The 23,168-nt window shown below is 73.9% G+C and carries 18 protein-coding genes; 4 read left to right on the forward strand and 14 right to left on the reverse strand.

Going from position 1 to position 23,168, the window contains the following annotated elements:
- Nucleotides 1-47 precede the first annotated feature (47 nt).
- Nucleotides 48-545 carry a MarR family transcriptional regulator TamR gene (tamR, locus tag ACH4B3_RS03745; RefSeq protein ID WP_398461082.1) on the forward strand — a complete coding sequence of 166 codons (498 nt, stop codon included), beginning with the start codon at nt 48-50 and terminating at the stop codon, nt 543-545.
- Here tamR and ACH4B3_RS03750 read toward each other — a convergent pair.
- The 4 genes from ACH4B3_RS03750 to galT all read right to left on the reverse strand — a co-directional run bounded on the left by ACH4B3_RS03750 (nt 504) and on the right by galT (nt 4,864).
- Entirely contained in the window at nt 504-1,358 is an 855-nt protein-coding gene (locus tag ACH4B3_RS03750; RefSeq protein WP_398461083.1) for a LuxR C-terminal-related transcriptional regulator, read from the reverse strand. The genes tamR and ACH4B3_RS03750 overlap by 42 nt on opposite strands.
- 280 nt (nt 1,359-1,638) lie before the next feature.
- On the reverse strand, nt 1,639-2,835 hold the full coding sequence (gene galK, locus ACH4B3_RS03755) for a galactokinase (RefSeq protein ID WP_398461084.1): 1,197 nt from the start codon (nt 2,833-2,835) through the stop codon (nt 1,639-1,641).
- On the reverse strand, nt 2,832-3,812 hold the full coding sequence (gene galE, locus ACH4B3_RS03760) for a UDP-glucose 4-epimerase GalE (protein WP_398461085.1): 981 nt from the start codon (nt 3,810-3,812) through the stop codon (nt 2,832-2,834). The genes galK and galE overlap by 4 nt, the downstream gene beginning before the upstream one ends.
- 2 nt (nt 3,813-3,814) lie before the next feature.
- Nucleotides 3,815-4,864, reverse strand: coding sequence for a galactose-1-phosphate uridylyltransferase (gene galT / locus ACH4B3_RS03765; RefSeq protein ID WP_398461086.1), 1,050 nt, complete (start codon nt 4,862-4,864; stop codon nt 3,815-3,817).
- Nucleotides 4,865-5,289: 425 nt separating this feature from the next.
- On the opposite strand from galT, the gene ACH4B3_RS03770 reads away from it, so the two are divergent.
- A complete protein-coding gene (locus tag ACH4B3_RS03770) occupies nt 5,290-6,960 on the forward strand; it encodes a sodium:solute symporter family protein (protein ID WP_398461087.1) in 1,671 nt (556 codons plus the stop codon).
- 21 nt (nt 6,961-6,981) lie between these two features.
- Nucleotides 6,982-7,287, forward strand: a complete 306-nt coding sequence (locus tag ACH4B3_RS03775) for a hypothetical protein (protein WP_398461088.1) — start codon at nt 6,982-6,984, stop codon at nt 7,285-7,287.
- A gap of 177 nt (nt 7,288-7,464) precedes the next feature.
- Here ACH4B3_RS03775 and ACH4B3_RS03780 read toward each other — a convergent pair whose 3' ends face one another.
- From ACH4B3_RS03780 to rsmI, 10 genes are all read right to left on the reverse strand, one after another.
- Nucleotides 7,465-8,154 (reverse strand): response regulator transcription factor, encoded by a 690-nt coding sequence (locus ACH4B3_RS03780; RefSeq protein WP_398461089.1) that lies wholly within the window; start codon nt 8,152-8,154, stop codon nt 7,465-7,467.
- A 305-nt stretch (nt 8,155-8,459) separates the two neighbouring features.
- A complete protein-coding gene (locus ACH4B3_RS03785; RefSeq protein ID WP_398461090.1) occupies nt 8,460-10,106 on the reverse strand; it encodes a hypothetical protein in 1,647 nt (548 codons plus the stop codon).
- 996 nt (nt 10,107-11,102) lie between these two features.
- A complete protein-coding gene (locus ACH4B3_RS03790; RefSeq protein ID WP_398461091.1) occupies nt 11,103-12,929 on the reverse strand; it encodes an ABC-F family ATP-binding cassette domain-containing protein in 1,827 nt (608 codons plus the stop codon).
- An 88-nt stretch (nt 12,930-13,017) separates the two neighbouring features.
- Nucleotides 13,018-14,364: a DUF4328 domain-containing protein gene (locus ACH4B3_RS03795; protein WP_398461092.1), complete on the reverse strand. Its 1,347-nt coding sequence runs from the start codon at nt 14,362-14,364 to the stop codon at nt 13,018-13,020.
- A gap of 464 nt (nt 14,365-14,828) precedes the next feature.
- Nucleotides 14,829-15,779, reverse strand: a complete 951-nt coding sequence (locus tag ACH4B3_RS03800; protein ID WP_398461093.1) for a 4-(cytidine 5'-diphospho)-2-C-methyl-D-erythritol kinase — start codon at nt 15,777-15,779, stop codon at nt 14,829-14,831.
- A complete protein-coding gene (gene rsmA / locus ACH4B3_RS03805) occupies nt 15,776-16,873 on the reverse strand; it encodes a 16S rRNA (adenine(1518)-N(6)/adenine(1519)-N(6))-dimethyltransferase RsmA (protein ID WP_398461094.1) in 1,098 nt (365 codons plus the stop codon). The genes ACH4B3_RS03800 and rsmA overlap by 4 nt, the downstream gene beginning before the upstream one ends.
- 88 nt (nt 16,874-16,961) lie before the next feature.
- Nucleotides 16,962-18,164, reverse strand: a complete 1,203-nt coding sequence (locus ACH4B3_RS03810; protein ID WP_398461095.1) for a ubiquitin-like domain-containing protein — start codon at nt 18,162-18,164, stop codon at nt 16,962-16,964.
- Between the two features lie 186 nt (nt 18,165-18,350).
- Nucleotides 18,351-19,253 carry a TatD family hydrolase gene (locus ACH4B3_RS03815; RefSeq protein ID WP_398461096.1) on the reverse strand — a complete coding sequence of 301 codons (903 nt, stop codon included), beginning with the start codon at nt 19,251-19,253 and terminating at the stop codon, nt 18,351-18,353.
- A 201-nt stretch (nt 19,254-19,454) separates the two neighbouring features.
- Entirely contained in the window at nt 19,455-20,042 is a 588-nt protein-coding gene (locus ACH4B3_RS03820; RefSeq protein ID WP_398461097.1) for a hypothetical protein, read from the reverse strand.
- Between the two features lie 242 nt (nt 20,043-20,284).
- Nucleotides 20,285-21,169 carry a 16S rRNA (cytidine(1402)-2'-O)-methyltransferase gene (gene rsmI, locus ACH4B3_RS03825; protein ID WP_398461098.1) on the reverse strand — a complete coding sequence of 295 codons (885 nt, stop codon included), beginning with the start codon at nt 21,167-21,169 and terminating at the stop codon, nt 20,285-20,287.
- A gap of 140 nt (nt 21,170-21,309) precedes the next feature.
- Between rsmI and ACH4B3_RS03830 the strand changes: the two genes are divergently transcribed.
- A complete protein-coding gene (locus ACH4B3_RS03830; protein WP_398461099.1) occupies nt 21,310-23,079 on the forward strand; it encodes a dolichyl-phosphate-mannose--protein mannosyltransferase in 1,770 nt (589 codons plus the stop codon).
- Nucleotides 23,080-23,168: the final 89 nt, after the last annotated feature.

The raw sequence follows: 23,168 nt of genomic DNA on the forward strand, positions 1-23,168 counted from the left end.
TTGACATCAAGAGACTTCACATCGACAGATCAACTACACTGATCGACATGGAGGACGAGGTCGATCGGCTGGTCGCAGCGTGGCGCCGCGAGCGCCCTGACCTCGACGTGGAACCCCTGGAAGTGCTCAGCCGGGTGAGCCGGCTCGCCCGCCACCTGGACCGGGCCCGTCGGCTGGCCTTCTCCGAGCACCAGTTGGAGCCCTGGGAGTTCGACGTCCTCACCTCGCTGCGCCGGGCCGGCGCACCCTACCAGCTCTCCCCCGGACAGCTGCTCACCCAGACCCTGGTCACCTCGGGCACCATGACCAACCGCATCGACCGGCTGGCCAAGAAGGGCCTGGTCGAACGGCTGCCCGACCCCAGCGACCGGCGCGGCGTACTGGTCCGGCTCACCTCGGAGGGACGCGACCGGGCGGACCAGGCGCTGGCCGGACTGCTCGCCCAGGAGCGGGCGATCCTCGGCGAGCTGACCCAGGCGCAGCGCGGCGAACTCGCGGCACTGCTACGCCAGTTGACCGCCCCGTTCGACAACATCCCGGGCTGACGTCCGTCGGGCGCCGCCGCTCGTGACGGCGGCTCCGCCGGACTCCGCGCGGGAGGCGGCCCAGGAGGCGCCCAGGTCGGCGGGGCCGACCCCGGCCCGGCGGGCGAGGGCCACCGCGGCCAGCGTGGAGTGCACCCCCAGCTTGCCCAGCACGTTCTGCATGTGGGTGCGGACGGTGTGCGGGGAGAGGTAGAGGCGCTCGGCGACCGCCTTGCGCCCCAGCCCGGCGACCATGCAGCGCAGCACCTCCCGCTCGCGGGGGGTGAGCGACTCCACCAGCCGCTCGCTCTCGGTCCGGTGCTTGCGGGCCGCGGTGAGTTCGCGCAGCACGCCGGTGAGCAGCGCGGGCGGCAGGTGCGTCTCGTCCCGCAGCACGCCCCGGATGACGGTGAGCAGCCGGGCCAGCGAGCAGTCCTTGGCCACCCAGCCGCAGGCCCCGGCCTGCAGCGCGGCGGCCGCCCGGCGCGGGTCGTCGCGCTCGGCGAGCACCACCGCACGCGCCTCCGGGTGGGCCGTGCGGACCGCGCTGACCAGGGAGAGTCCATCCGCGGCGGGGCGCGCGACCTCGGCACCCCGGCCCGTAGCGCGGGCGCCCGGGACGGCGGGCTCGGTGCCCGCCGCGCCGAGGTCGGCGTCGACCAGGGTCACGTCGAAGCTCCGCCCCTCGGCCGCACCCCGGTCCAGACAGCGCAGCGCCGCCGGCCCGCTGCCGGCCGCCGCCACCTCGACGTCCTGTTCAGCGGCGAGGGCGGCGGCCAGCGACTCGGCGAAGATGCGGTGATCGTCCACCACCAGGACCCGGATACGTGCCACAGCCACCCCCCATGTCGCCGGATGCGAAGAAGATCAGTGGTCCCGCCCCCTCGATGGGCGCCGCGTGCTGAACGCCGCCTGCTGATGAGCGTCGGCCCCCACCGACGTGCAGATCAGGCTACGGCTGGGGTCGGACCACGGAGGCAAAACGGAGAAACTGCCCGCCTCGCCGCTCCACAGTGGGGTTAGTGTTCCGCATCCCCATCGAAGCCAATCAAGTTTGACTTAATTTGATCGAGAAAGGTGGCGCCAGGCCGCGATATGGCCGGAGACCAGCGGTTCAGCACACCCGCCGCGCCCCGTCCGCGGGCAGTGCCGGGAAGATCCTCGGGCCTCGGTGCCCGGCCGCGGCGAACGCCTTGCCCACCGCCTCGGCGACCGCGCCGGCGGTCTCCTCCGCCACCAGCACGATCGCCGAACCACCGAATCCACCGCCGGTCATCCGGGCCCCGAGTGCGCCCGCCGCGTTCGCCGCCTCCACCACCAGGTCCAGCTCCGCGCAGGAGACCTCGAAGTCGTCACGGCAGGAGGCGTGTCCGGCGGTCAGCAGCGGACCGATCGCGGCCGGCTCCCCCGCGTCCAGACGCCGGACGACCTCCGCCACCCGCCGGTTCTCGGTGACCACATGGCGGACCCGGCGGGGCACCGCGCCGTCGCCGCCGGACCGTTCCGCCCCGGCGAGTTCCGCCAGCGCGTCGTCGAGGCTCTCGTAGGGCACGTCACGCAGGGCCCGCACACCGAGCGCCCGCGCGCCGGCCTCGCAGGAGGCGCGCCGCCGCGCGTACGCGCCGTCCCCCAGTTCGTGCTTGACCCGGGTGTCGACCACCAGCAGCCGCAGCCCGGCAGCCGCCAGATCCAGGGGCACCTGCCGCAGCCGGAGGTCCCGGGTGTCCAGGAAGAGCGCGTGCCCGGCGGTGCAGCAGGCCGACGCCATCTGGTCCATCACCCCGCACGGCACGCCCACGAAGTCGTTCTCCGCGCGCTGGCACAGCCGGGCGGCCTCGGGCCGCGCCAGCCCGAGGCCGTACAGCTCGTCCAGGGCGGTGGCGGTGGCGACCTCCAGCGCGGCGGACGAGGACAGCCCGGCGCCGGTGGGAACCGAGCTGTCGAAGTGCAGATCGGCGCCGCCGACCGGCAGCCCGGCCTCCCGCAGCGCCCAGACCACGCCCGCCGGGTAGGCCGCCCATGACCCGCCGTCCCGGGCGTCGGGGGACAGCGCGTCGACCGACAGGGTCACCACGCTGCCCGGGACATCGCCCGAGGAGAGCCGGAGCACGCCGTCGTCGCGCGCCGAAGCGGCGGCGAGCGTGGTGAGCGGCAGCGCCAGCGGCATCACGAAGCCGTCGTTGTAGTCGGTGTGTTCGCCGATCAGGTTGATCCGGCCGGGGGCTGCCCAGACACCGGCCGGCGCGGCCCCGTACACCTCCCGGTACGCGGCCGCGGCCCGGTCGGGGCCGTGCTCGGTCCGTCCGTTCACTCGGTCTCCTTCCGCTGCGCGAACGCCCAGGCGTCCGCCACGATGCCGGCGAGGTCGGCGCGGGCGGGCCGCCAGCCCAGCCGCTCCTTGGCGCGTTCCGCGGAGGCCACCAGGACCGCCGGGTCGCCGCCCCGGCGCCCGGCCACGACCTCCGGGATCGGGTGGCCGGTGACCCGGCGCACGGTCTCGATCACTTCGCGGACGGAGAAGCCGTTGCCGTTGCCCAGGTTGCAGACCAGGTGCTCGCCGGCGCGGGCACCGGTCAGCGCCAGCAGATGCGCCTCGGCGAGGTCGGCGACGTGGATGTAGTCGCGGACGCAGGTGCCGTCCGGCGTGGGGTAGTCGTCGCCGAAGACCGAGATCGCCTCCCGGCGGCCCTGGGCCACCTGGAGGACGAGCGGGATGAGGTGCGACTCCGGGTCGTGGCGTTCGCCGTGGGTGACCCCGTCGGCGGCCCGGTAGGCGCCCGCGACGTTGAAGTAGCGCAGGGACACGGCGGCCAGGCCGTGCGCCGCGCACTCACCGCTGATCATGTGGTCCACGGCCAGCTTCGAGGCGCCGTAGGGGTTGGTCGGCGCGGTCGCGGCGTCCTCGGTGATCGGGGTGGTGGCGGGCTCCCCGTAGGTCGCCGCGGTGGACGAGAAGACCAGGGTGCGCACCCCGGCGTCGCGCATCGCGGCGAGCAGGTCGGCGGTACCGCCCACGTTGTTGACCCAGTACTTCTCGGGGTTCACCACCGACTCTCCGACCTGCGAGAAGGCGGCGAAGTGCAGCACCGCGTCGTAGGAGCGGTCGAGCCACTTGGCGGCGTCCTGGATCCGCCCCTCGATGAACTCCGCACCCGCCGGGACTCCCGCCCGGTGCCCGGTGGACAGGTCGTCGAGGACGGTCACCTGGTGTCCCGCTTCCAGCAGGTGCGCCGCGACCACGCTGCCGACGTATCCCGCGCCGCCGGTGACCAGGTACTTGTTGCCCATCGTTAACTCGCTACCTCTCGCAGTCGCTCGGCCGCTGCCTCCGGCGGCACGTCGTTGATGAACACACTCATGCCGGATTCGGAACCCGCGAGGAACTTCAGCTTGCCGGAAGTCCGTCGAATGGTGAAAAGCTCAAGGTGGAGGGCGAACCCTTCACGGTCCGGATGGCGGAACGGGGCCTGGTGCCAGCCCGAGACGTACGGGGTGGGGGGCTGTCCGGGGCCGAAGATCCGGTCGAAGCGCCGGAGCAGTTCGAGGTAGATCCCGGGGAACTCCGCACGCGCCGCGTCGCCGAGCGCCCGCAGGTCGGCGACCCGGCGATGCGGATAGAGGTGCACCTCGTAGGGCCAGTGCGCGGCGTACGGCACGAACGCCGTCCAGTGCTCGCCCGCCAGCACCACCCGCCGGCCGTCCGCCCGCTCCTCGGCCAGCAGGTCGTCGAAGAGGTTCCGCCCGCCGGTGCGCTGCCGGTGCTCGGCCAGGGAGCGCAGCATCGCCGAGGTGCGCGGGGTGGCGAAGGGGTAGCCGTAGATCTGGCCGTGCGGGTGGCCGAGGGTGACACCGATCTCCGCCCCCCGGTTCTCGAAGCAGTACACCTGGGCCACCTCGGGGAGCCGGGACAGCTCGGCGGTGCGGTCGGTCCAGGCGTCGAGGACCAGGGCGGCGCGGTCCTCGGAGAGGCCGGCGAAGGACGTGTCGTGGTCGGCGGTGAAGCAGACCACCTCGCACCGGCCCAGGTCGCCGGCGAGCGAGGGGAAGCGGTTCTCGAAGACGGCGACGTCGTAGTCGGCGGCCGGGATCTCGGTCAGCCGGCCCTCGCCGGGCCGGGACGGGCACAGCGGGCACTGGTCGGCGGGCGGGTGGTAGGTCCGGCCCTGCCGGTGGGAGGCGATCACCACCCGGTCGCCGAGGAGCCGGTCGGTGCGCACCTCCGAGGTGGTGCGGGTGCGCTCCAGGGGCCGCTGGTCGATGCCTTCGCGCACCGCGTCGTCGCGGGCGTCGTAGTAGATCAGCTCGCGTCCGTCGGCCAGCCGGATCGCCGTCTTCTTCACCGGGGGGTTCTCCTCCTCGCACCGCACAGCCCCAACAGAATCAAACACAATGAACCATGAGCCAACAGTGGCGTCAATGGCCTCCGTTCCGCCCACGGCACCACAGCCGGCACGGCTCCGGGCGACCAGAGGGGCAAACCGGGCATGACTCGGCCGTTCGATCAACTTCATCACGATCAAACAAAAAGATTCAACAGAAGTGTTCAGATGCTGGAGCCCAAGGCGTACGTTTCTGTGCGTTCGCGTTCCGGTCCGAGTTCACGTCCCGGTCCCGACCCGTCCCCGTCCCGTCCCGACCCGCCCCGTCCCGACCCGCCCCCGTCCCGCTCGTCCCGTCCAGACCCGCCCCGAACCGCCTCCGTCCCGTCCCGTCCCACGATGCTCGCGTCGTCTGAGGTGCGACCCCGGACCGAAAAGAGTGACCCATGCAACAACTGGCCGAGGGGCTACGACTCCCCACCAACGGGCTCGACTACACCATCCTGGGCATCTACTTCGCCGTCGTCCTGGGCATCGGCTTCGCCGCCCGGCGCAGTGTGCGGACCAGCCTCGACTTCTTCCTGTCCGGCCGGTCGCTGCCCGCCTGGGTCACCGGACTGGCCTTCGTCGCCGCCAACCTCGGCGCCACCGAGATCCTGGGCATGGCCGCCAACGGCGCCCAGTACGGCGCCTACACCGTCCACTGGTACTGGATCGGCGCCATCCCGGCCATGGTCTTCCTCGGCCTGGTGATGATGCCCTTCTACTACGGGTCGAAGGTCAGGTCGGTGCCGGAGTTCCTGCTGCACCGGTTCGGACCGTCCTCCCATCTGCTCTCCTCGATCATCTTCGCGGTGTCCTCGGTGCTGATCGCCGGCGTCAACCTGTACGCGATGGCGATCGTGCTGGAGGCGCTGATCGGCTGGCCGCAGTGGCTGGCGATCGTGGTGGCCGGCTTCTTCGTCCTCGCGTACATCACGCTGGGCGGGCTGTCCTCCGCCATCTACAACGAGGTGCTGCAGTTCTTCGTCATCCTCGCCGCGCTCATCCCGCTCACCGTCGTCGGTCTCAAGCGCGTCGGCGGGGTGGACGGCCTGACCGACGGCCTCAGCGGCAGCCACGGCGACGACTTCCTCTCCGCCTGGGGCGGCACCGGCATCGGCTCGGACAACGCGCTGGGCGCCAACTGGCTCACCATCGTGCTGGGTCTGGGCTTCGTGATGAGCTTCGGCTACTGGACGACCAACTTCGCCGAGGTGCAGCGCGCCCTGTCCGCCAAGAACCTCTCGGCCGCCAAGCGCACCCCGCTGATCGCCGCCTTCCCCAAGATCCTCATCCCGATGGTGGTGGTCGTCCCCGGGCTGATCGCGCTGGTGATGGAGCCCTCGCTGGGCAAGGAAGGCAGCGGACTGCAGTACAACGACGCCATTCCGGTGCTGATGCGGGACCTGCTGCCGAACGGCGTGCTCGGCGTCGCGGTCACCGGACTGCTCGCCGCGTTCATGGCGGGCATGGCCGCCAACGTCTCCTCCTTCAACACCGTCTTCACCAACGACATCTGGGCCGCGTACGTGCGGAAGGGGCGCCCGGACGGCTACTACCTCGCCACCGGGCGGGTGGTCACCGCCGTCGGGGTGCTGATCGGCATGGGGACCGCGTTCATCGCCTCGTCGTTCAGCAACATCATGAACTACCTGCAGACCCTGTTCTCGTTCTTCAACGTGCCGCTGTTCTGCGTCTTCATCATCGGCATGTTCTGGAAGCGGTCCACCGCCGCGGCCGGCTTCTGGGGGCTGCTCTCGGGCACCGTCGCCGCGATGGTCAACTACTTCTGGTTCTACAAGCAGGGCGTCATCGACATACCCACCGACCAGGGCGCCAACTTCGTCTCCTCCATCGTGGCGTTCGTCGTCGGCGGTGCGGTGATGGTGGTGGTCACCGCGTTCACCAGGCCCAAGCCGGCCGAGGAACTCGCCGGCCTGGTCTACGGCACCCGGTCCCCGGGCATGGAGGAGCCGCCGGCCGAGGGCGACGACGCCTGGTACCGCAGACCGGCCCTGCTGGGCTGGGGCGCGATCATCCTGGCCGCCGTCTGCTACGTCCCGTTCTCCTTCTGACCCCGCGCGAGGTGACCCACCATGAGCGAGCACGAGTACCAGCACGAGGTCGAGGAACTGGAGCGCAGGTCCGCGACCGCCGCCCGGCTCTTCGACGTACGCCTCATCATCGGCGGCCTGTTCGTGGTCTACGGCGTCATCGTCACCATCGCCGGGATCACCGCGTCCGACGCCGATCTGAAGAAGGCGCAGGACATCAACATCAACCTCTGGACCGGCATCGGCATGTTCGCCCTGGGCGCCTTCTTCCTGGTCTGGGTCCGACTGCGGCCGGTCGCCCCGCCGCCGCCCCCGGCCGAGGAACTCCCGGCGGAACGACGGCCGTAGCACCCGGGCCGACCCCGGCCCGGCGGAAGGCCCGGCCCGGCGGAAGGCCCGGCCCGGCGGAAGGCCCGGCCCGGCGCAGGGGCCGGTCCGGGCGCTCCGGGCCGGCACATCCGCGGGCGGCGCCCCGCCCCGCACCACGCCGCGGCCGGACGCGCCGGACCGGCCGCCGCGGCCGGGTCAGTCCTGGTCCGGCCCGGCCGTCGGGTGCGGGGCCCGGTCCAGCAGTCCGGTACGCGCCGCCAGCGCCGCCGCCTCCAGCCGCGACCCCACCCCGAGCTTCATCAGGACCCGCTGCACATGGGTGCGCGCGGTGCTCGGCGCTATCCCCATGCCCGCCGCGATCAGCCGGGTGTCCTCGCCCTCGGCGACCCGCACCAGCACCTCGACCTCGCGCGGGGTGAGGATCTGCAACAGCCGCGCGCCCTCGTCGTCCGGCTGCGCCGCCGGGTCCAGCAGTTCCGAGAACGCCCCCTGCAGCAACTGCGGGGCCACCGCCGCCTCCCCCGCCCGGGCCTTGATCATGGCCCGCTCCACGCCGTCGATCCGCTCGTCGTGGCGGACGTAGCCGGACGCCCCGGCGGCGAACGCGGCGGCGATGCCACGGGGGCTGGGCACCGGGCCGAGCACCACCACCGCCACCTGCGGCCGCTCCGCCTTGATGCGCCGCACCGGTTCGAACGCCCCGGGCGCGGCCGGCGTGGAGGTGCCCAGCAGACACACCTCGGGCGACCGGGTCACCACCAGTTCCGCGGCTCCGGCGCTCGGTGCCGCGGCGGCCAGCACCCGGTGGCCGCGGAGTCTCAGAGCCGAGGCAAGTGCCTCGGCCAGCAGCCGGTGGTCGTCGACCACCATGAGTCGTACACCCATGAACCCCCCTTCCCGGAAGCTACCCGTTCGCTCCGGGCCGTGCGCCGACAACCGGGAACAAGCCCAGCTGATTGTCGGAATACCGGCCATAGGTGTCCAGCGGAGATCTACTTCGCGACCGAAACAGATCGTTTCAACAGCCGATGCCCGCCCCTCCCCGGCCGGCACGGACCACCCGCACCCTCCTGAACACGCGCGACGACCCCGCTCGCGCCTCCGCGCCCGGACCGGGATCCGGAGGAGGACGAACGGGGTCGTCGCGGCTGCGATCGCCCGGCGGTCACCACCGCCGGGCGGACGGCCGGTCAGCCGGCGCCGAAGCCCATCGCCAGCAGGCGCTCCCGGTCGAAGGAGCTGGTGGCCTTGGAGGCGTACACGTACCCCAGGTACAGGTGGCCGTTGACGTAGGAGATCCAGCTGCTGTCCGGGGTGAACCAGTTCTCCTTGTCCGCGCTGGCGCTCGGGTTCCGCATCAGCGGGTCCTTCTTGTACGTGGTCGGGTCGACCCGCCAGACCATGCCGCCCGCGTCGTAGGTGGGCAACTGGTAGGCGATCAGATAGCCGTCCTCGTCCAGGCTCAGCGGAACCGTCTCGGCTTCCTTGTCACCGTCGGCCTTGCCGATGGTCTTGCCGGTCTTCATGCTGAACGCCACGATCTCGTTGACCGTGCCCGCGCCCCCGCCGGACCGCGCCTCGCTCGCCATGAAGACGGTCTCGGTCTGCTCGCTCACCACGATCTGGGTGCAGCCCCCGATGTTGGAGGAGCCGCAGTTCACCACGTACTGGCCGTTCCGCGTGGAGATCTTGGTCTTGAGCTTCCCGGTCTTGGCGCTGTCGTCGATGACCCACACGTCCGACACGTCGTAGCTCTCACCGGCGGCTTCCAGACCCAGCACCAGCGGGTCCGCCGACACCACGTGCACGTCCTTGATGCCGCGCGGCAGCTCGTAGCCCGAGATGATGTCGCCGTTCTTGGGGTTGACCGAGCTGACCTTGATGCTCGGGTTGTCGTACTCACCGCAGTAGGTGGCGGCGACCAGCTTGTCCTCGCTGCCCTCGTAGCCGCGGTCCTCGCAGTCCGCGCCGTCCTGCGGGGCCCACAGCTCCTTGCCGTCCAGCGACCAGGCCGCGCCCCCGTCCAGGCCGCCCGCGGCGACCGCGCCGGCGCCGATGGTGACCTCTTCGAAGGTGACCGGCGAACCGGTCGACTCGATGTGCTTCTGCCAGACCAGCTTGCCCTCGTCCAGGTCGATCAGGCCGACCTCGGTGCAGCGGGCGTAGTCCTTGTCGTTCTTCGGCTTGTGGTCCTCGAAGACGACCGCGGTGAGGTTGTCCTTGGTGACCCCGCGCCAGCCCTCGCAGACCTGGCCGTCGAGCGGGATCTCCCACTCCGCGCTGCCGCCGCCCACCGGGTAGCCGGTGATCTTGAAGTCCTCGGTCTTGGCGAAGATCTTGTCCGTCGCCCACAGGCCGGGCACGGTGACCTGCTGGTCCTTGACCTTCGGCACGCGGACGCTGTTGAGCAGTCGTGCGTCCACCATCGCGGGCGCGGGCTTCGCCTTGAACTTGCTCCGCGGACCCTCCTCGGGCCCACCGGTGGGACCCTGGCTGGTCTTGTTGTCGTCGTCCGCCTTGCCGCCACCGCCGTCGTCCTTGGCGATGAAGAAGATGCCGGCGCCGACGATGAGCGCCACCGCGACCACCGCGCTGATGATGATCATCAGACGCTGCCGGGCCGCCTTCCGGTCACCGCCGCCCGGACCGCCGGGACCCTGCGGCATCTGCGGCTGCTGCTGGGTCTGCGGATAGCCGTACTGCGGCTGCCCGCCCGTGCCGTAGGGCTGCATCGGCATGCCGACCTGGGTCGGCTGGGCGTGCGTCGGCGTCGGGTAGCCGGCCGGGCCGGGGTAGCCGTAGCCACCGGCCCCGGGCGGCGGGGTCTGCGGTGCCACCGGCGGCGGAGTGCCGGGCGCGCCCGGCGGCGGGGTGGCCGGAGCGCCCGGCGGAGGCGTGGGCGGCATGCCCGGCTGGGGCGTGGCCGGGGCGCCGGGCGGCGGCGTGGGCGGCGCTCCCGGCGGCGGGGTATGCGGGGCCTGGCCGGGCGGCACCGGATAGCCGTAGCCCGGCTGGGGCGGCGGCGTACCCGGGTGCTGCTGCGGATATCCGTAGTGCTGCGGCGCGCCGAAGCCGCCCGGCGTGGGGGAACCCCCGGCAGCGCCAGGGGGAGGCTGGTTGGGGGGCTGGGGCGGCTGAGACATCCGGATCCTTCTCGCGCGGGGCCGTGTGCCGATCGGTCTCCCCCGCGTTCCCAGGGGCCAAATCCCCTCGGGAAGGAGCGAATCGGACACAATTCCCGCCAGTCAATGGCTGGTTAGCGGGAGTTCTTTGTATCACCCGGTAGCGACGCGACCAGGAGCGGTCCCGGTTCCGGCGAACAGCCGATATCCGCTCGTGACGCGGCGCCACCGGCACGGCGGGCGGGTGCACGCCGCCCCCACAGCTCGCGCACATCTCCCCCGCACCCGGCCCACGGACGGCGCCCCGCCACCGTCCGGCCGGCCGGTCAGCCGCCGGATCGGACGGGGGTCGGATCGAATGGCGGCCAGATCGGACGACGGTCGAGCCGGACGGCGGGCGGGCAGTTCGGAGGGACGGCGGGCGAGCCGGACGACGGTCGGATCGGGCCGCGGCCCGTGCCGGGCGGCGGGCATGCCGAGTAGCTGTCAGATCGGACGGCGGCCAGGCCGGACAGCGGTCTGGGAGGCCGCCGCCACCGGCCCGTCCGGGCGGGCGGGCCGGACGGCGGGCGGGCAGTCCGGAGGGACGGCGGGCGGGGCGGACGGACGGCGGGCGGGGCGGACGGACGGCGGGCGGGGCGGACGGACGGCGGGCGGGGCGGGGCGGCGGTCAGGGGGTCCAGCCGTCCGCCGCCGCCCGGCCGGACGGGTTCAGACGTCCTCGGCCAGCTCCAGCCAGCGCATCTCCAGCTCGTCCCGCTCGCCGGCCAGCTCCCGCAGCTGTGCGTCGAGCCCGGCGACCTTCTCGAAGTCCGTCGCGTGCTCGGCGATCTGCTCGTGCAGCGTGGTCTCCTGCTGGCTGATCTTGTCCAGCCGGCGCTCGATGCGCTGGAGTTCCTTCTTGGCCGCCCGGGTGTCGCCCGTGGGCTTCGGCTTGGCGGCGGCGCCCGCGCCCGGGGTGGCGGCGGACGGCCCGGCGGGCGCGGCGGCCGCGGCGGCGGCCCGCACGGCCTCGCGGCGCTCCAGGTACTCGTCCAGGCCGCGCGGCAGCATCCGCATGGTGGCGTCGCCGAGCAGCGCGAAGACCCGGTCGGTGGTGCGCTCGATGAAGTACCGGTCGTGGCTGATGACCACCATCGAGCCGGGCCACCCGTCCAGCAGGTCCTCCAGCTGGGTAAGGGTCTCGATGTCGAGGTCGTTGGTCGGCTCGTCGAGGAACAGCACGTTGGGCTCGTCCATCAGCAGCCGCAGGATCTGGAGCCGGCGCCGCTCACCACCGGACAGATCGCCGACCGGGGTCCACTGCTTCTCCTTGGTGAAGCCGAACTTCTCGCACAGCTGGGAGGCCGACATCTCCCGGCCCTTGCCGAGGTCGACCCGCTGCCGTACCCGCTCGACCGCCTCCAGCACCCGCCAGTAGGGGTCCAGTTCCGCGACCTCCTGCGAGAGGTAGGCCAGTTTGACGGTCTTTCCGACCACGACCCGGCCGGACGTGGGCTGTGCCTCGCCGTCCGTGCGGGCAGCCTCGGCCAGGGCCCGCAGCAGTGACGTCTTGCCCGCGCCGTTGACCCCGACCAGCCCGATCCGGTCGCCCGGGCCGAGTTGCCAGGTCAGGTGCTTGAGCAGCACCTTGGGTCCGGCCTGGACGGTCACGCCCTCCAGGTCGAAGACGGTCTTGCCGAGGCGGGAGTTGGCGAACTTCATCAGCTCGGCGGTGTCACGCGGCGGCGGCACGTCCGCGATCAGCGCGTTGGCCGCATCGATCCGGAACCTCGGCTTACTGGTCCGGGCCGGGGCGCCGCGGCGGAGCCAGGCCAGCTCCTTGCGCATCAGGTTCTGCCGCTTGGCCTCCTCGGTGGCGGCGATCCGCTCCCGCTCGGCCCGCGCGAAGACGTAGTCGCTGTAGCCGCCCTCGTACTCGTGCACCGTGCCGCGCTGCACGTCCCACATGCGGGTGCACACCTGGTCCAGGAACCAGCGGTCGTGGGTGACGACCACCAGGGCCGAGCGCCGCTCCTGCAGGTGGCGGGCGAGCCAGGAGATGCCCTCCACGTCGAGGTGGTTGGTCGGCTCGTCGAGCACGATGAGGTCCTGCTCGGCGATGAGCAGCTTGGCGAGGGCGATCCGGCGCCGCTCGCCACCGGACAGCGGGCCGATCACGGTGTCCAGGCCCTGCGGGAAGCCCGGCAGGTCGAGGCCGCCGAAGAGCCCGGTCAGCACGTCGCGGATCTTGGCGCTGCCCGCCCACTCGTGGTCGGCGAGGTCACCGATCACCTCGTGGCGCACGGTCGCGGCCGGGTCCAGCGAATCGTGCTGGGTGAGCACCGCGAGCCGCAGGTGCCCGGCGTGGGTGACCCGTCCGTCGTCGGCGGACTCCAGCTTGGCGAGGATCCGGATCAGGGTGGTCTTGCCGTCTCCGTTACGGCCGACGACGCCGATCCGGTCGCCCTCGTTCACTCCGAGGGAGACGCCGTCGAGCAGTGCACGAGTGCCGTACACCTTGCCGACGGCTTCCAGATTGACGAGGTTGGTGGCCATCTCACTCCTGGGACTCGGATCGGTCGACATCCCAGGGTAGTCGCCGTGCGGAGCTCGCCGGGACGGCGGCGATCCGGACCGTGCGGTCTCACTTCTCCAGGTCGGGGCGACCTGGTCCGGCCGGCCGCTCCGCCGTCGTCCCGTCCTGCGCCGTCGTTCCGTCCTTCGCCACCGGCCCGTCATTCGCCACCGGACCCCCGGCCGGATCCCCGGCCGCTGCCCCCGCCTCCTGCTCCGCCGCTGCCCCCTTCTCCGTCACCGGATCCCCGGTCGGCGCCGCCTCGTGCTCCGCCGCCGTATCGCCTGCCGGGTCGTCGCCGCCCGCCCGGCCCTCCGCCGCCGGAGCGGGGCCCGGAGCGTCGCCGGGTATCACCGGGCCCGGCGCGGAGTCGGAGACAGGAGCGGGGGTGGGGACAGGAGCGGGGGCGGGAACGGGGTCGGAGACGGGGGCGGGGGTGGGAGCGGTGTCGAGATTGGAGTCGGGAGCGGGAGGGAAGGCCGGTCCGGTCACCGGACCGGTCTCGGGGGCCGGGGCGGGTACCGGCGCCGGGCCCTGCCCGGGGGCCGGGGCGGGGCCGGAAACCGTTCCCGGGACCTGGGGCGCGGCCTGGGCGTGCACCGTGGGCGCCGGCACCTGCGGCGCGGCCGCCGGCTGCGGCACACCGGCGTACGGCTCCGCCGGCTGCGGCGCGCCGGTGTACGGTCCCGCCTGGTGCGGGAGGTACGGAGCCGGGGCCCCGTGGGCCGCCGGGTACACGGGGGCGGGGCGATATCCCATACCGACGTCTTGTGCCTCGCTGATCAGGCGGACGGTCAGCAGACCCAGGGCTCCGGCGGCGATGAGGGCGAGGTCGCCGAAGGCGAGCACCAGCAGACCGAGCCGCGCGTCGTCCACGTCGTCCGGCGAGACGAGCAGCCACCAGCCGAGCGCGCTGAGGATGTTGGCGGCCACCCAGGCGATCCACCAGCCCTGGAGCAGTCCGGCGCCGCGCGCCCTCGGCGGTATGCCGTAGGGCGCCGTCGGTGGTGGCGGGGCGCTGGCCAGCAGGATGTCGTCGGCCATCTGCTTGGGGACCAGCCAGTTGGCGAACGGCACGAACCAGGCGGAGATCGCCATGCCCGGTACATGCCGGTGTCGGCCGGGGGCGAGGACTTCGGCGTTCGTCCGGACCCGGTGGAACCAGACGAGGAAGACCGGTATGGCGCAGAGGAAGCCCAGCAGCAGCAGGATGAGCGAGGTGCCCCAGAACTCCCCCAGACTTCCGAAGACCTCGCTGTCGAACGGGTCGTCGCAGGATTCGAAGGAGCTGTCGGAGTCGTAGGGGTCGCCGAAGCCGAAGGATTCCTCGCAGTCCTCGTCGAGGGCGTCCCGCAGCCGGAAGTCGGCGACCGCCCGCATCAGGGCCGCGCCGGTGACCGCCGCGAGGAGGAACATGGCGGCCGTGCCGAGCCCGGCCACCGGGCCCGCGCCGGAGGGCGAGGTGACCGGGGGCCGCACCGCCCCGGGCGCCGGGGCCGGTCCGCTGCCGGCACCGGCCGGGGCGACCGCCGGGGCGACGGCAGGGGCCGGGGCCGGGACAGCGGCCGGGGCGGGGGCCGCGGCGAAGGCCGTCGCCGGCGCCGCACCACAGCCCGGACAGTGTCCGTCCGGTGCCAGATGCATGGCGTGGCAGCGCTGACAGAGCATGTGCCGTCCCCCCGTTGTCGCCGTTGTCCCCGGTGCCCCCGGTGCCCCCGGTGCCCCTGGTGTCCCCGGTGCCCCCGGTACACCCTCGCCGCGTGCACGGCGAGTAGGTGTCCTGATGCTAAGGGTGTTCCCGGAGCCGCCTCTACCCCTGTGGATAACCCGCTGTGGACGGCCCGGTGACCCAGGGTCCCGGCCTGCCGGGGCGCGGCGGTTCAGCCGGTGACGACGGTGGCCCCGGCCACCGGTCCGGCCGCCACCCGTGCCGCACGGCAGGTGCCGGAGGCGGTGAGCGCGGTGGCCACCTCCGCCGCCGCGGCGGCGTCCTCGGCCAGGAAGGCGCAGGTCGGCCCGGACCCGGAGACCAGTCCGGCCAGTGCTCCGGCCGCCGCCCCGGCGCGCAGCGTGGCGGCGAGCGAGGGCCGCAGCGAGACGGCCGCGGCCTGGAGGTCGTTGGTCACCGCGGCGGCCAGCGCGACCGGGTCGCCGGTGCGCAGCGCGGCCAGCAGCTCCGCGGAGGCCTCGGGCTCGGGTACGGAGGTGCCGGCGCGCAGCCGGTCGCACTCCCGGTAGACGGCCGGGGTGGACAGTCCCCCGTCGGCGAGCGCGAAGACCCAGTGGAAGGTGCCGCCGACGTCGAGCGGGGTGAGGATCTCGCCCCGGCCCCGGCCCAGTGCCGCCCCGCCCACCAGGCTGAACGGCACGTCGCTGCCCAACTCGGCGCAGATGTCGAGCAGTTCGGCGCGGTCGGCGCCCGTTTCCCACAGTGCGTCGCAGGCCAGCAGCGCCCCGGCGCCGTCCGCGCTGCCGCCCGCCATGCCGCCCGCCACGGGGATGTCCTTGGCGATGTGGATGTGGACGGCCGGGTCCGCGATGCCGTGCCGGGCGGCGAGCAGTTCGGCGGCCCGCGCCGCCAGGTTCGTCCGGTCCTGCGGGACGAGGTGGGCGTCCGGGCCGGACACCGTGACGCGCAGCGTGTCGGCCGGGGTGACGGTGACCTCGTCGTGGAGGCCGACCGCCAGGAAGACGTTGGCCAGGTCGTGGAAGCCGTCCGGGCGCGGGGCGCCGACCGCGAGCTGCACGTTGACCTTGGCGGGCACCCGGACGGTGACGCTTCCGGCCGGCTGCGGCCGCCGGAGCGCCGGCGACGGCTCGTACCCGGTCATACTCCGGCTCCCTTGATCCGCTGCCGCGCCTCGGCGATGGCGGCGAACTGCTCCACGGTCAGGGACTCGCCGCGCGCCTGCGGTGAGACGTCCGCGGCGACCAGTGCGGCCTCGGCCGCCGCGGCGGACCCGGCCCACCCGGCGAGCGCGGCGCGCAGCGTCTTGCGGCGCTGCGCGAAGGCGGCGTCCACCACCGCGAACACCTCCTCGCGGGTGGCCGTGGTGGGCAGCGGCGCGCTCCGGCGGACCAGGGAGACCAGGCCGGAGTCGACGTTGGGCGCGGGCCAGAAGACGTTGCGGCCGATGGCTCCGGCGCGCTTGACCTCGGCGTACCAGGCCGCCTTGACCGACGGCACCCCGTAGACCTTGGAGCCGGGCGGGGCGGCGAGCCGGTCGGCGACCTCGGACTGCACCATGACCAGCGTCCGGTCGATGGTGGGGAAGGTGGCCAGCATGTGCAGCAGCACCGGGACCGCCACGTTGTACGGCAGGTTGGCGACCAGCGCGGTCGGCGCGGGCCCCGGCAGCTCGGTGACGTGCATCGCGTCGGAGTGCACCAGCGCGAAGCGGTCGGCGCGTCCGGGGAGCCGGGCCGCTACGGTGGCCGGCAGCGCGGCGGCCAGCAGGTCGTCGATCTCGACGGCGACCACCCGGTCGGCGGCCTCCAGCAGCGCCAGGGTGAGCGAGCCGAGTCCCGGGCCGACCTCGACCACCACGTCGTCGGGGCGCACGTCCGCGGTGCGGACGATCCGGCGCACGGTGTTGGCGTCGATGACGAAGTTCTGGCCGCGCTGTTTGGTGGGGCGCACCCCCAGGGCGGCGGCCAGCTCGCGGATGTCCGCGGGGCCCAGCAGCGCGTCGGGGCCGGCCGCCGCGGGCGGCTGCGCGGCGTCCGCGGCGGAGGCCGCCGCCGGGGCGTCGCGGTGGTCCGCCGCGCCGCCGCCGGACGCGGCGGAGCCGGTCTCCGCGGAGGGGCCGGTACCGGTGGAGGGGCCGCCGGAGGACGGGCCGGTCTCCGGGGAGGGCGCGTCGTGGGCGGGGCCGTGGCCGGCGGCGGACGGCTCGGTCGGACCGGCGGGATCGGTGGCGTTCATGCGCCTGCCTCGCCGCGCTCGGCCAGGCCGTCCCGGCCGTGCCCGGGGCCCGGAACGGATGTGCTGATCATTCGCTGCCTTCGCTCGCTCACTGGTGAAGTTTACGGCCGCAGTGCGGCCGCGGAGCGGCCCCCCGGGTCACGTAGAGCCGCTTGGCGCGGTAGGTCTGCTCGGCGGGGGGTGCGTCCTGCGGCCTGCCCCGGCCGCCGAGCTGCCGCCAGGTGCGGGTGTCGAGCTGGTACAGCCCGCCGTAGGTCCCGCTGGGATCCACCGCGTCCGGACGGCCCCCGGATTCGCAGCGGGCCATCGCGTCCCAGTCCAGGCCGTCGGCCCCGGGCACCGCGGACGGCGGCCGGCGGGTGCCGACCGCCACGATCCGGTCGACGGGCCGGCGCAGCGTCTCGGTGGCCGGCGTCCGGGGCCGCTGCGGTACACCGTTGACCGTCCGGACGGCGTAGGTGACGCGCCGGACGCCCGGGCTGCCCGGCCGTTCGACCACCTCGGTGCCCCGCGGCGCGGACGGGTCCGTCCGCCGGAGGGTGTGGAACGGCACCGGCAGGTCGCGGTGGCCGACGTGCCGGGTGACGCGCAGGACCGTGACCGTCTGGCCCTCGCGCGGGAAGCCGCCGGGCGGTACGGAGGTGGTGTCCAGGCCGCGCAGCACCGGCCCGGCCTGCGCCACGGCCTCCCGCACGGTGGCGGCGTCGGTGCGGACGTGGTGGCGGCGCCCGTCGGCCAGCACGGTGAGGTTCCGCTCGGTACGCACGTCGAGCGCCAGGCCGGCGCGGGGCACGGCCGCTCCGGCCGGGTGGGACAGCCACGCGCCGGTGGTCCGCACGCCGAGGTCGCGCAGCGCCTCCCCGACCGTGCGGGCGGTGGTCCACACCCGCCGGTGCTCCCCGTCCACGGTGAGGGAGAGCGGCCGGCCGCGCCGCACCTCGATCTCCTGGCCGCCGCGCAGCGGCCGCCCCGGGGCGGGTGTGACGGTGTCGTGGGCGCCGAGTTCGACGCCCTGCCGGGCCAGCAGGTCGCCGACGTCGTCGGCGTAGGTGTGCAGGGTCCGCCGGGAGCCGTCGACGTCGAGCGTCACCCCCTTGTCCTGGACCACGAAGGCGGAGGTGCCGCCCGCCACCACCGCGACCACCAGCGTCCGGGGCAGCAGCCGCCGCAGCGGGGTGGGGGCCGCGGTCCTGCGCCGGGTGCCGCGGTGGCGGCCCTCCCGGTCGCCGGCGGACCGGTGGGAGGGCTCGCGCTCGCCGCTGCCGCGGTGACTGCCGCGCGTATCGCTCATGAAGGGCTCCACGGGGGTGCTGGGGCCGGGGACTCCAGCGGAGCACCGGTCACGCACCAAAGCCGAGGCGGTACCGAGAGTGACCATCCGGGGCGCCGTGCCGCCGCCGCGGCGGCCGCCGCACCAGGTCTCCGGACCAGGCCGCCGCCGGGGCAGCGGCGGGGCAGCGGCGGCGGCTGGCGGCGGCTACGAGGGCAGTTGGAAGGCGCGGACGCTGTTCGCCGCGAGGTGGCCGGCGAGGACGTCCTCGTCCATCCCCTTCACCTCGGCCATCGCCCGCAGGGTGTACGGGATGAGGTAGGGCGCGTTGGGCCGGCCGCGGTACGGCGCCGGCGTGAGGAACGGTGCGTCCGTCTCCACCAGCAGCAGCTCCGCCGGCGCGACCGCCAGGGCGTCCCGCAGCGGCTGGGCGTTCTTGAAGGTCACGTTGCCCGCGAACGACATGTAGTAGCCCTGGCCGGCGCACGCCTCGGCCAGTTCGGGGCCGCCGGAGAAGCAGTGGAAGACGACGCGGTCCGGGGCGCCTTCCTCGGCCAGCACCCGGAGCACGTCGTCGTGCGCCTCCCGGTCGTGGATGACGAGCGCCTTGCCGTGCCGCTTGGCGATGTCGATGTGGCGGCGGAAGGAGAGTTCCTGGGCGGCGACGCCCTCCGGACCGGTGCGGAAGAAGTCCAGGCCGGTCTCGCCCACGGCCCGCACCTGCGGGAGCGCGGCCAGGGCGTCGATCTCGGCGAGTGCGGCGTCCAGGGCCGGCTCGCCGCCCGCCGCGCGCGCCCCCTGCCGGGACCAGCCGTCGGGGTCCCCGAGCACGATGCGCGGCGCCTCGTTGGGGTGCAGGGCCACCGCCGCCCAGACGTTCTCGTGGGCGGCGGCGGTCTCGGCGGCCCAGCGCGACCCCGCCACGTCGCAGCCGACCTGGACCACGGTCTCGACACCGACGGAGGCGGCCTTGGCCAGCGCCTCCTCGACGGTGTCCGGGGAGGCGCCCTCCGGCGGCAGCTCGGGGAGCATGTCCAGGTGGGTGTGCGCATCGACGACCGGCACCCGGAGCGGCTCCGGCAGCGGCGGCGGGGTCTGCTTGACGCTCATGTGCGCGATTCTAGGGAGGCCGCGGACGGTGCGGACGGCCGGCCGGGGCGGCCTCCGCCGGGGTCCGGCCGCGGTCCGCCGCGGCGGACCGCCGTCCCAGCGGGACCGCGGACCGCCGCCCCACCCGGACCGCGGGCCGTCGTGCCGCCGGCGGACGAGCCACCCGCGGCACACCGGGCCCGCGCCGGGCGGGCGGCCGGTTCAGGAGCGGTGCGGCGGCCTGAGCCCGTCGTCCGGCGCGACCGGCCCGGCCTCCTCCTCGGGCAGCTCGGGCCTGACCGCCCCGGACTCGGCGCCGGACGCCACGTCGGCGTCCTCGGGGCGGCCCGGGTGCCGGAACGGGTGGAAGAAGTCGGACAGGTGCCAGCGGTGCCGGCCCGCCGCCCGGCGCTCGGCGGTGGCGCCTGGTGCCGCCCCGCCGCCTGCCGCGTCCGGCGTCGCCTCCTGCGGCGGCACGAGAGGTCCGACGGGAGGCTGGTTGCCGCGGGCCGCGAACGGCGAGAGCTGCCCGGAGCGCATGATGCGCACCACATGGGACCCGCAGGCGGCGCAGGTGGGGCGGGACAGCGGCGAGGGGACGCGCTCGCCGTCCGCCAGGTACACGATGAAGGGCTTGCCGTCGGCGTCCACGTGGTGCTCGATGACGTACGCCTGCTCCCAGCCGCGCCCGCAGCGCATGCAGGCGAAGGCGTAGGCCTCGTGGACGACCTCGCGGACCGCCGGGCCCGGGTCGGTGTGGTGTATGGGGTGGGTGACGCCGCTCGAGGCGGTGCCCATGGTGTCGCTCATGGCAGCTCCTCTTGTCCGTCGGACAAGTCTTCCGGGATCGGTGCGTCCCACCTCTCAGTGGACGCCTCTCCCGGCCGGACCGCAGCTGCCCTGCCGGCTCCTTGGAGCAGATTTGACGGCGTCATGCCCAAATGCCCGCGGTGCGCGGCCCAGGCTTTACCTTTCACGATAGTCCTTTGACCTGTTCCGGGCCCGCCGGCCGGCCGGCGGGCCCGGAACGGGTCCGGCCGGCCGGGCGGAGCTCACTCCACGGTCCGCACCGGGGTGCCCTTCGCCCCCTCCCGGGCCGCGTTCTTGGCCGCCACGACGGCGTCGAACACCTCCCGCTTGGGCAGGCCGGTCTCCTGCGCGACCGCCGCGATGGCCTCCTTGCGGCGCTCGCCGGCCTCCTCCCGGACCGCGACCCGGCGGGCGAGTTCCGCCGGCTCCAGCCGCTCGGCGGACCGCTCCGGGGCGCCCTGGACCACCACCGTGATCTCCCCCCGGACGCCGTCCGCCGCCCAGGCCACCAGCTCCGCCAGCGGGCCGCGCCGGACCTCCTCGTAGGTCTTGGTCAGCTCCCGGCAGACCGCGGCCCGGCGGTCGGCGCCGAAGACCTCGGCCATGGAGGCGAGGGTCGCCGCCAGCCGGTGCGGGGCCTCGAAGTAGACGAGGGTGCGGCGCTCCCCCGCCACCTCGCGGAGCCGGCCGAGCCGCTCCCCCTCCTTGCGGGGCGGGAAGCCCTCGAAGCAGAAGCGGTCCACCGGCAGGCCGGAGACGGCCAGCGCGGTGAGCACGGCCGACGGCCCGGGCACCGCGGTGACGTCGACCCCGCGCTCCACCGCGGCCGCGACCAGCCGGTAGCCGGGGTCGGACACCGAGGGCATGCCCGCGTCGGTGACCAGCACCACCCGGGCACCACCGGTCAGCGCCTCGACGAGTTCCTCGGTACGGGCGGCCTCGTTCCCCTCGAAGTAGGAGACGATCCGGCCGGCCGGCTGCACCCCGAGGGCCTGGGTGAGGCGCCGCAGCCGCCGGGTGTCCTCGGCGGCGATCACATCCGCGGCGGTGAGTTCGGTGGCCAGCCGCGGGGGCGCGTCCGCGATGTCGCCGATGGGTGTTCCTGCCAGTACGAGCGTTCCAGTCACACGGACCATCCTCGCAGCGCGGCGACGTGCGTGCGAAGCGCCCGGGGAGGCGGCCGGCGGGCGGGCGGCCCGGCCCGTGGCCGGTCCGGTGCACCGGCGGATGGCGCGACGCCCCAGGGCGCGTTCCCTACGATGGCGCGGTGACCAGTGACACCGCGCCCCGGGCCCAGCACGGCCGAGCCGTCGGCCGGCCGCCCTCCTGGCAGCGCCGGCTGCGCCGCTTCGGTTACGTCGGACGGCCGCACACCGACGTCCGCGACCGGCTGGTGCCGCCGTACGCGGAGCCGGACGTGCGGCTGTTCGCGATGCTGGGGATCGGCCCGGCCACCGCGGACCGGCTCGCCCGGTGGACCGGCTGGATCGGGCCGCTGGTCGTGGCGCTCTTCGCCGGGCTGCTGCGGTTCTGGCGACTGGACAGCCCGAACCAGGTGATATTCGACGAGACGTACTACCCCAAGGACGCCTGGTCACTGCTGCACTACGGGTACGAGACGAACTGGCCGGAGAAGGCCGACGAGCGGATCATGCGCGGCGACATCCCGCTGGCGGATTCGCCGGCGTACGTGGTGCACCCGCCGGTCGGCAAGTGGGTCATCGCCATCGGGGAGCACTTCTTCGGACTGGAGCCGTTCGGCTGGCGGTTCATGCTCGCGCTGCTCGGCACCCTGTCGGTGCTGATGATCTGCCGGATCGGGCGGCGGCTGTTCCGCTCCACCTTCCTGGGCTGCCTGGCCGGGGTGCTGCTGGCGGTCGACGGGCTGCACTTCGTGATGAGCCGCACCGCGCTGCTCGACCTGGTGCTGATGTTCTTCATCGTGGCGGCGTTCGGCTGCCTGCTGGTGGACCGGGACCAGGCCCGCGCCCGGCTGGCGGCGGCACTGCCGGTCGGCACGGACGGGATCGCCCGGCCGGACGCGGGGATCGCCGAGCGGCTCCCCCTCGGCCTGCGGCCCTGGCGCATCGGGGCCGGGGTGTGCCTGGGGCTGGCCTGCGGCACCAAGTGGAACGGCCTGTACGTGCTGGCTGCGTTCGGGCTGATGACGGTGTTGTGGGACGTCGGCTCCCGGCGGGTGGCCGGGGCGCGCCGCGCCCGCCGGGCGGTGGCCCGCCGCGACCTGCCCTGGGCGTTCCTGTCCACCGTGCCGGTGGCGCTCGTGGTGTACGTCGCGTCCTGGACCGGCTGGTTCGTCAACAGCGGGAAGTACGTCGAAGGCGTCGGCTGGCGGCACAGCGGCTACTTCCGGCACTGGGCGGAGTCGCCGAAGCCGGGCGGCGGCGGATACAGCGACGACGGGATGTTCTCCTGGCTGCTCAATCCGCTGCGCAGCCTGTGGCACTACGAGCGCGAGGTCTACGACTTCCACGTGGACCTGCACGACCCGCACATCTACCAGTCCAATCCGTGGAGCTGGCTGATCCAGTCCCGCCCGGTGTCGTACTTCTACGAGTCGCCGCAGCCCGGGGTGGACGGCTGCCCGAGCGACACCAAGGAGAAGTGCGCCCGCGAGGTGCTGGCCCTGGGCACCCCGCTGCTGTGGTGGGCGGCCTGCTTCGCGCTGGTCTACCTGCTCTTCCGGTGGGCGCTGCGGCGCGACTGGCGGGCGGGCGCCATCCTGTGCGGGGTCGCGGCCGGCTACCTGCCGTGGTTCCTGTACCAGGAGCGCACGATCTTCTCCTTCTACGCGGTCGTCTTCGTCCCGTTCCTCTGCCTCGCGGTGGCCATGCTGGTCGGCGCGATGCTCGGGCCGCCCGGGGCCGGCGACACCCGCCGGGCGCTGGGCGCGGTGGGCGCGGGCACCCTGGTGCTGCTCGTCCTCTGGAACTTCATCTACTTCTTCCCCATCTACACCGGACAGGCGATTCCGGTGGACGACTGGCGTGGCCGGATATGGCTGGACACCTGGATCTGACCGGGCGACCGGCCGACACCCCCGCCGCGGACCCGATCTGACCGCCACCGGGATTCTCGGTAGGGTGCGCGCACCGCGTCCTTCATCAC

Origin of the sequence: Streptomyces sp. NPDC018031 (assembly GCF_044327625.1) — a bacterium.
In the GTDB taxonomy this organism is placed as follows: Bacteria; Actinomycetota; Actinomycetes; order Streptomycetales; family Streptomycetaceae; genus Streptomyces.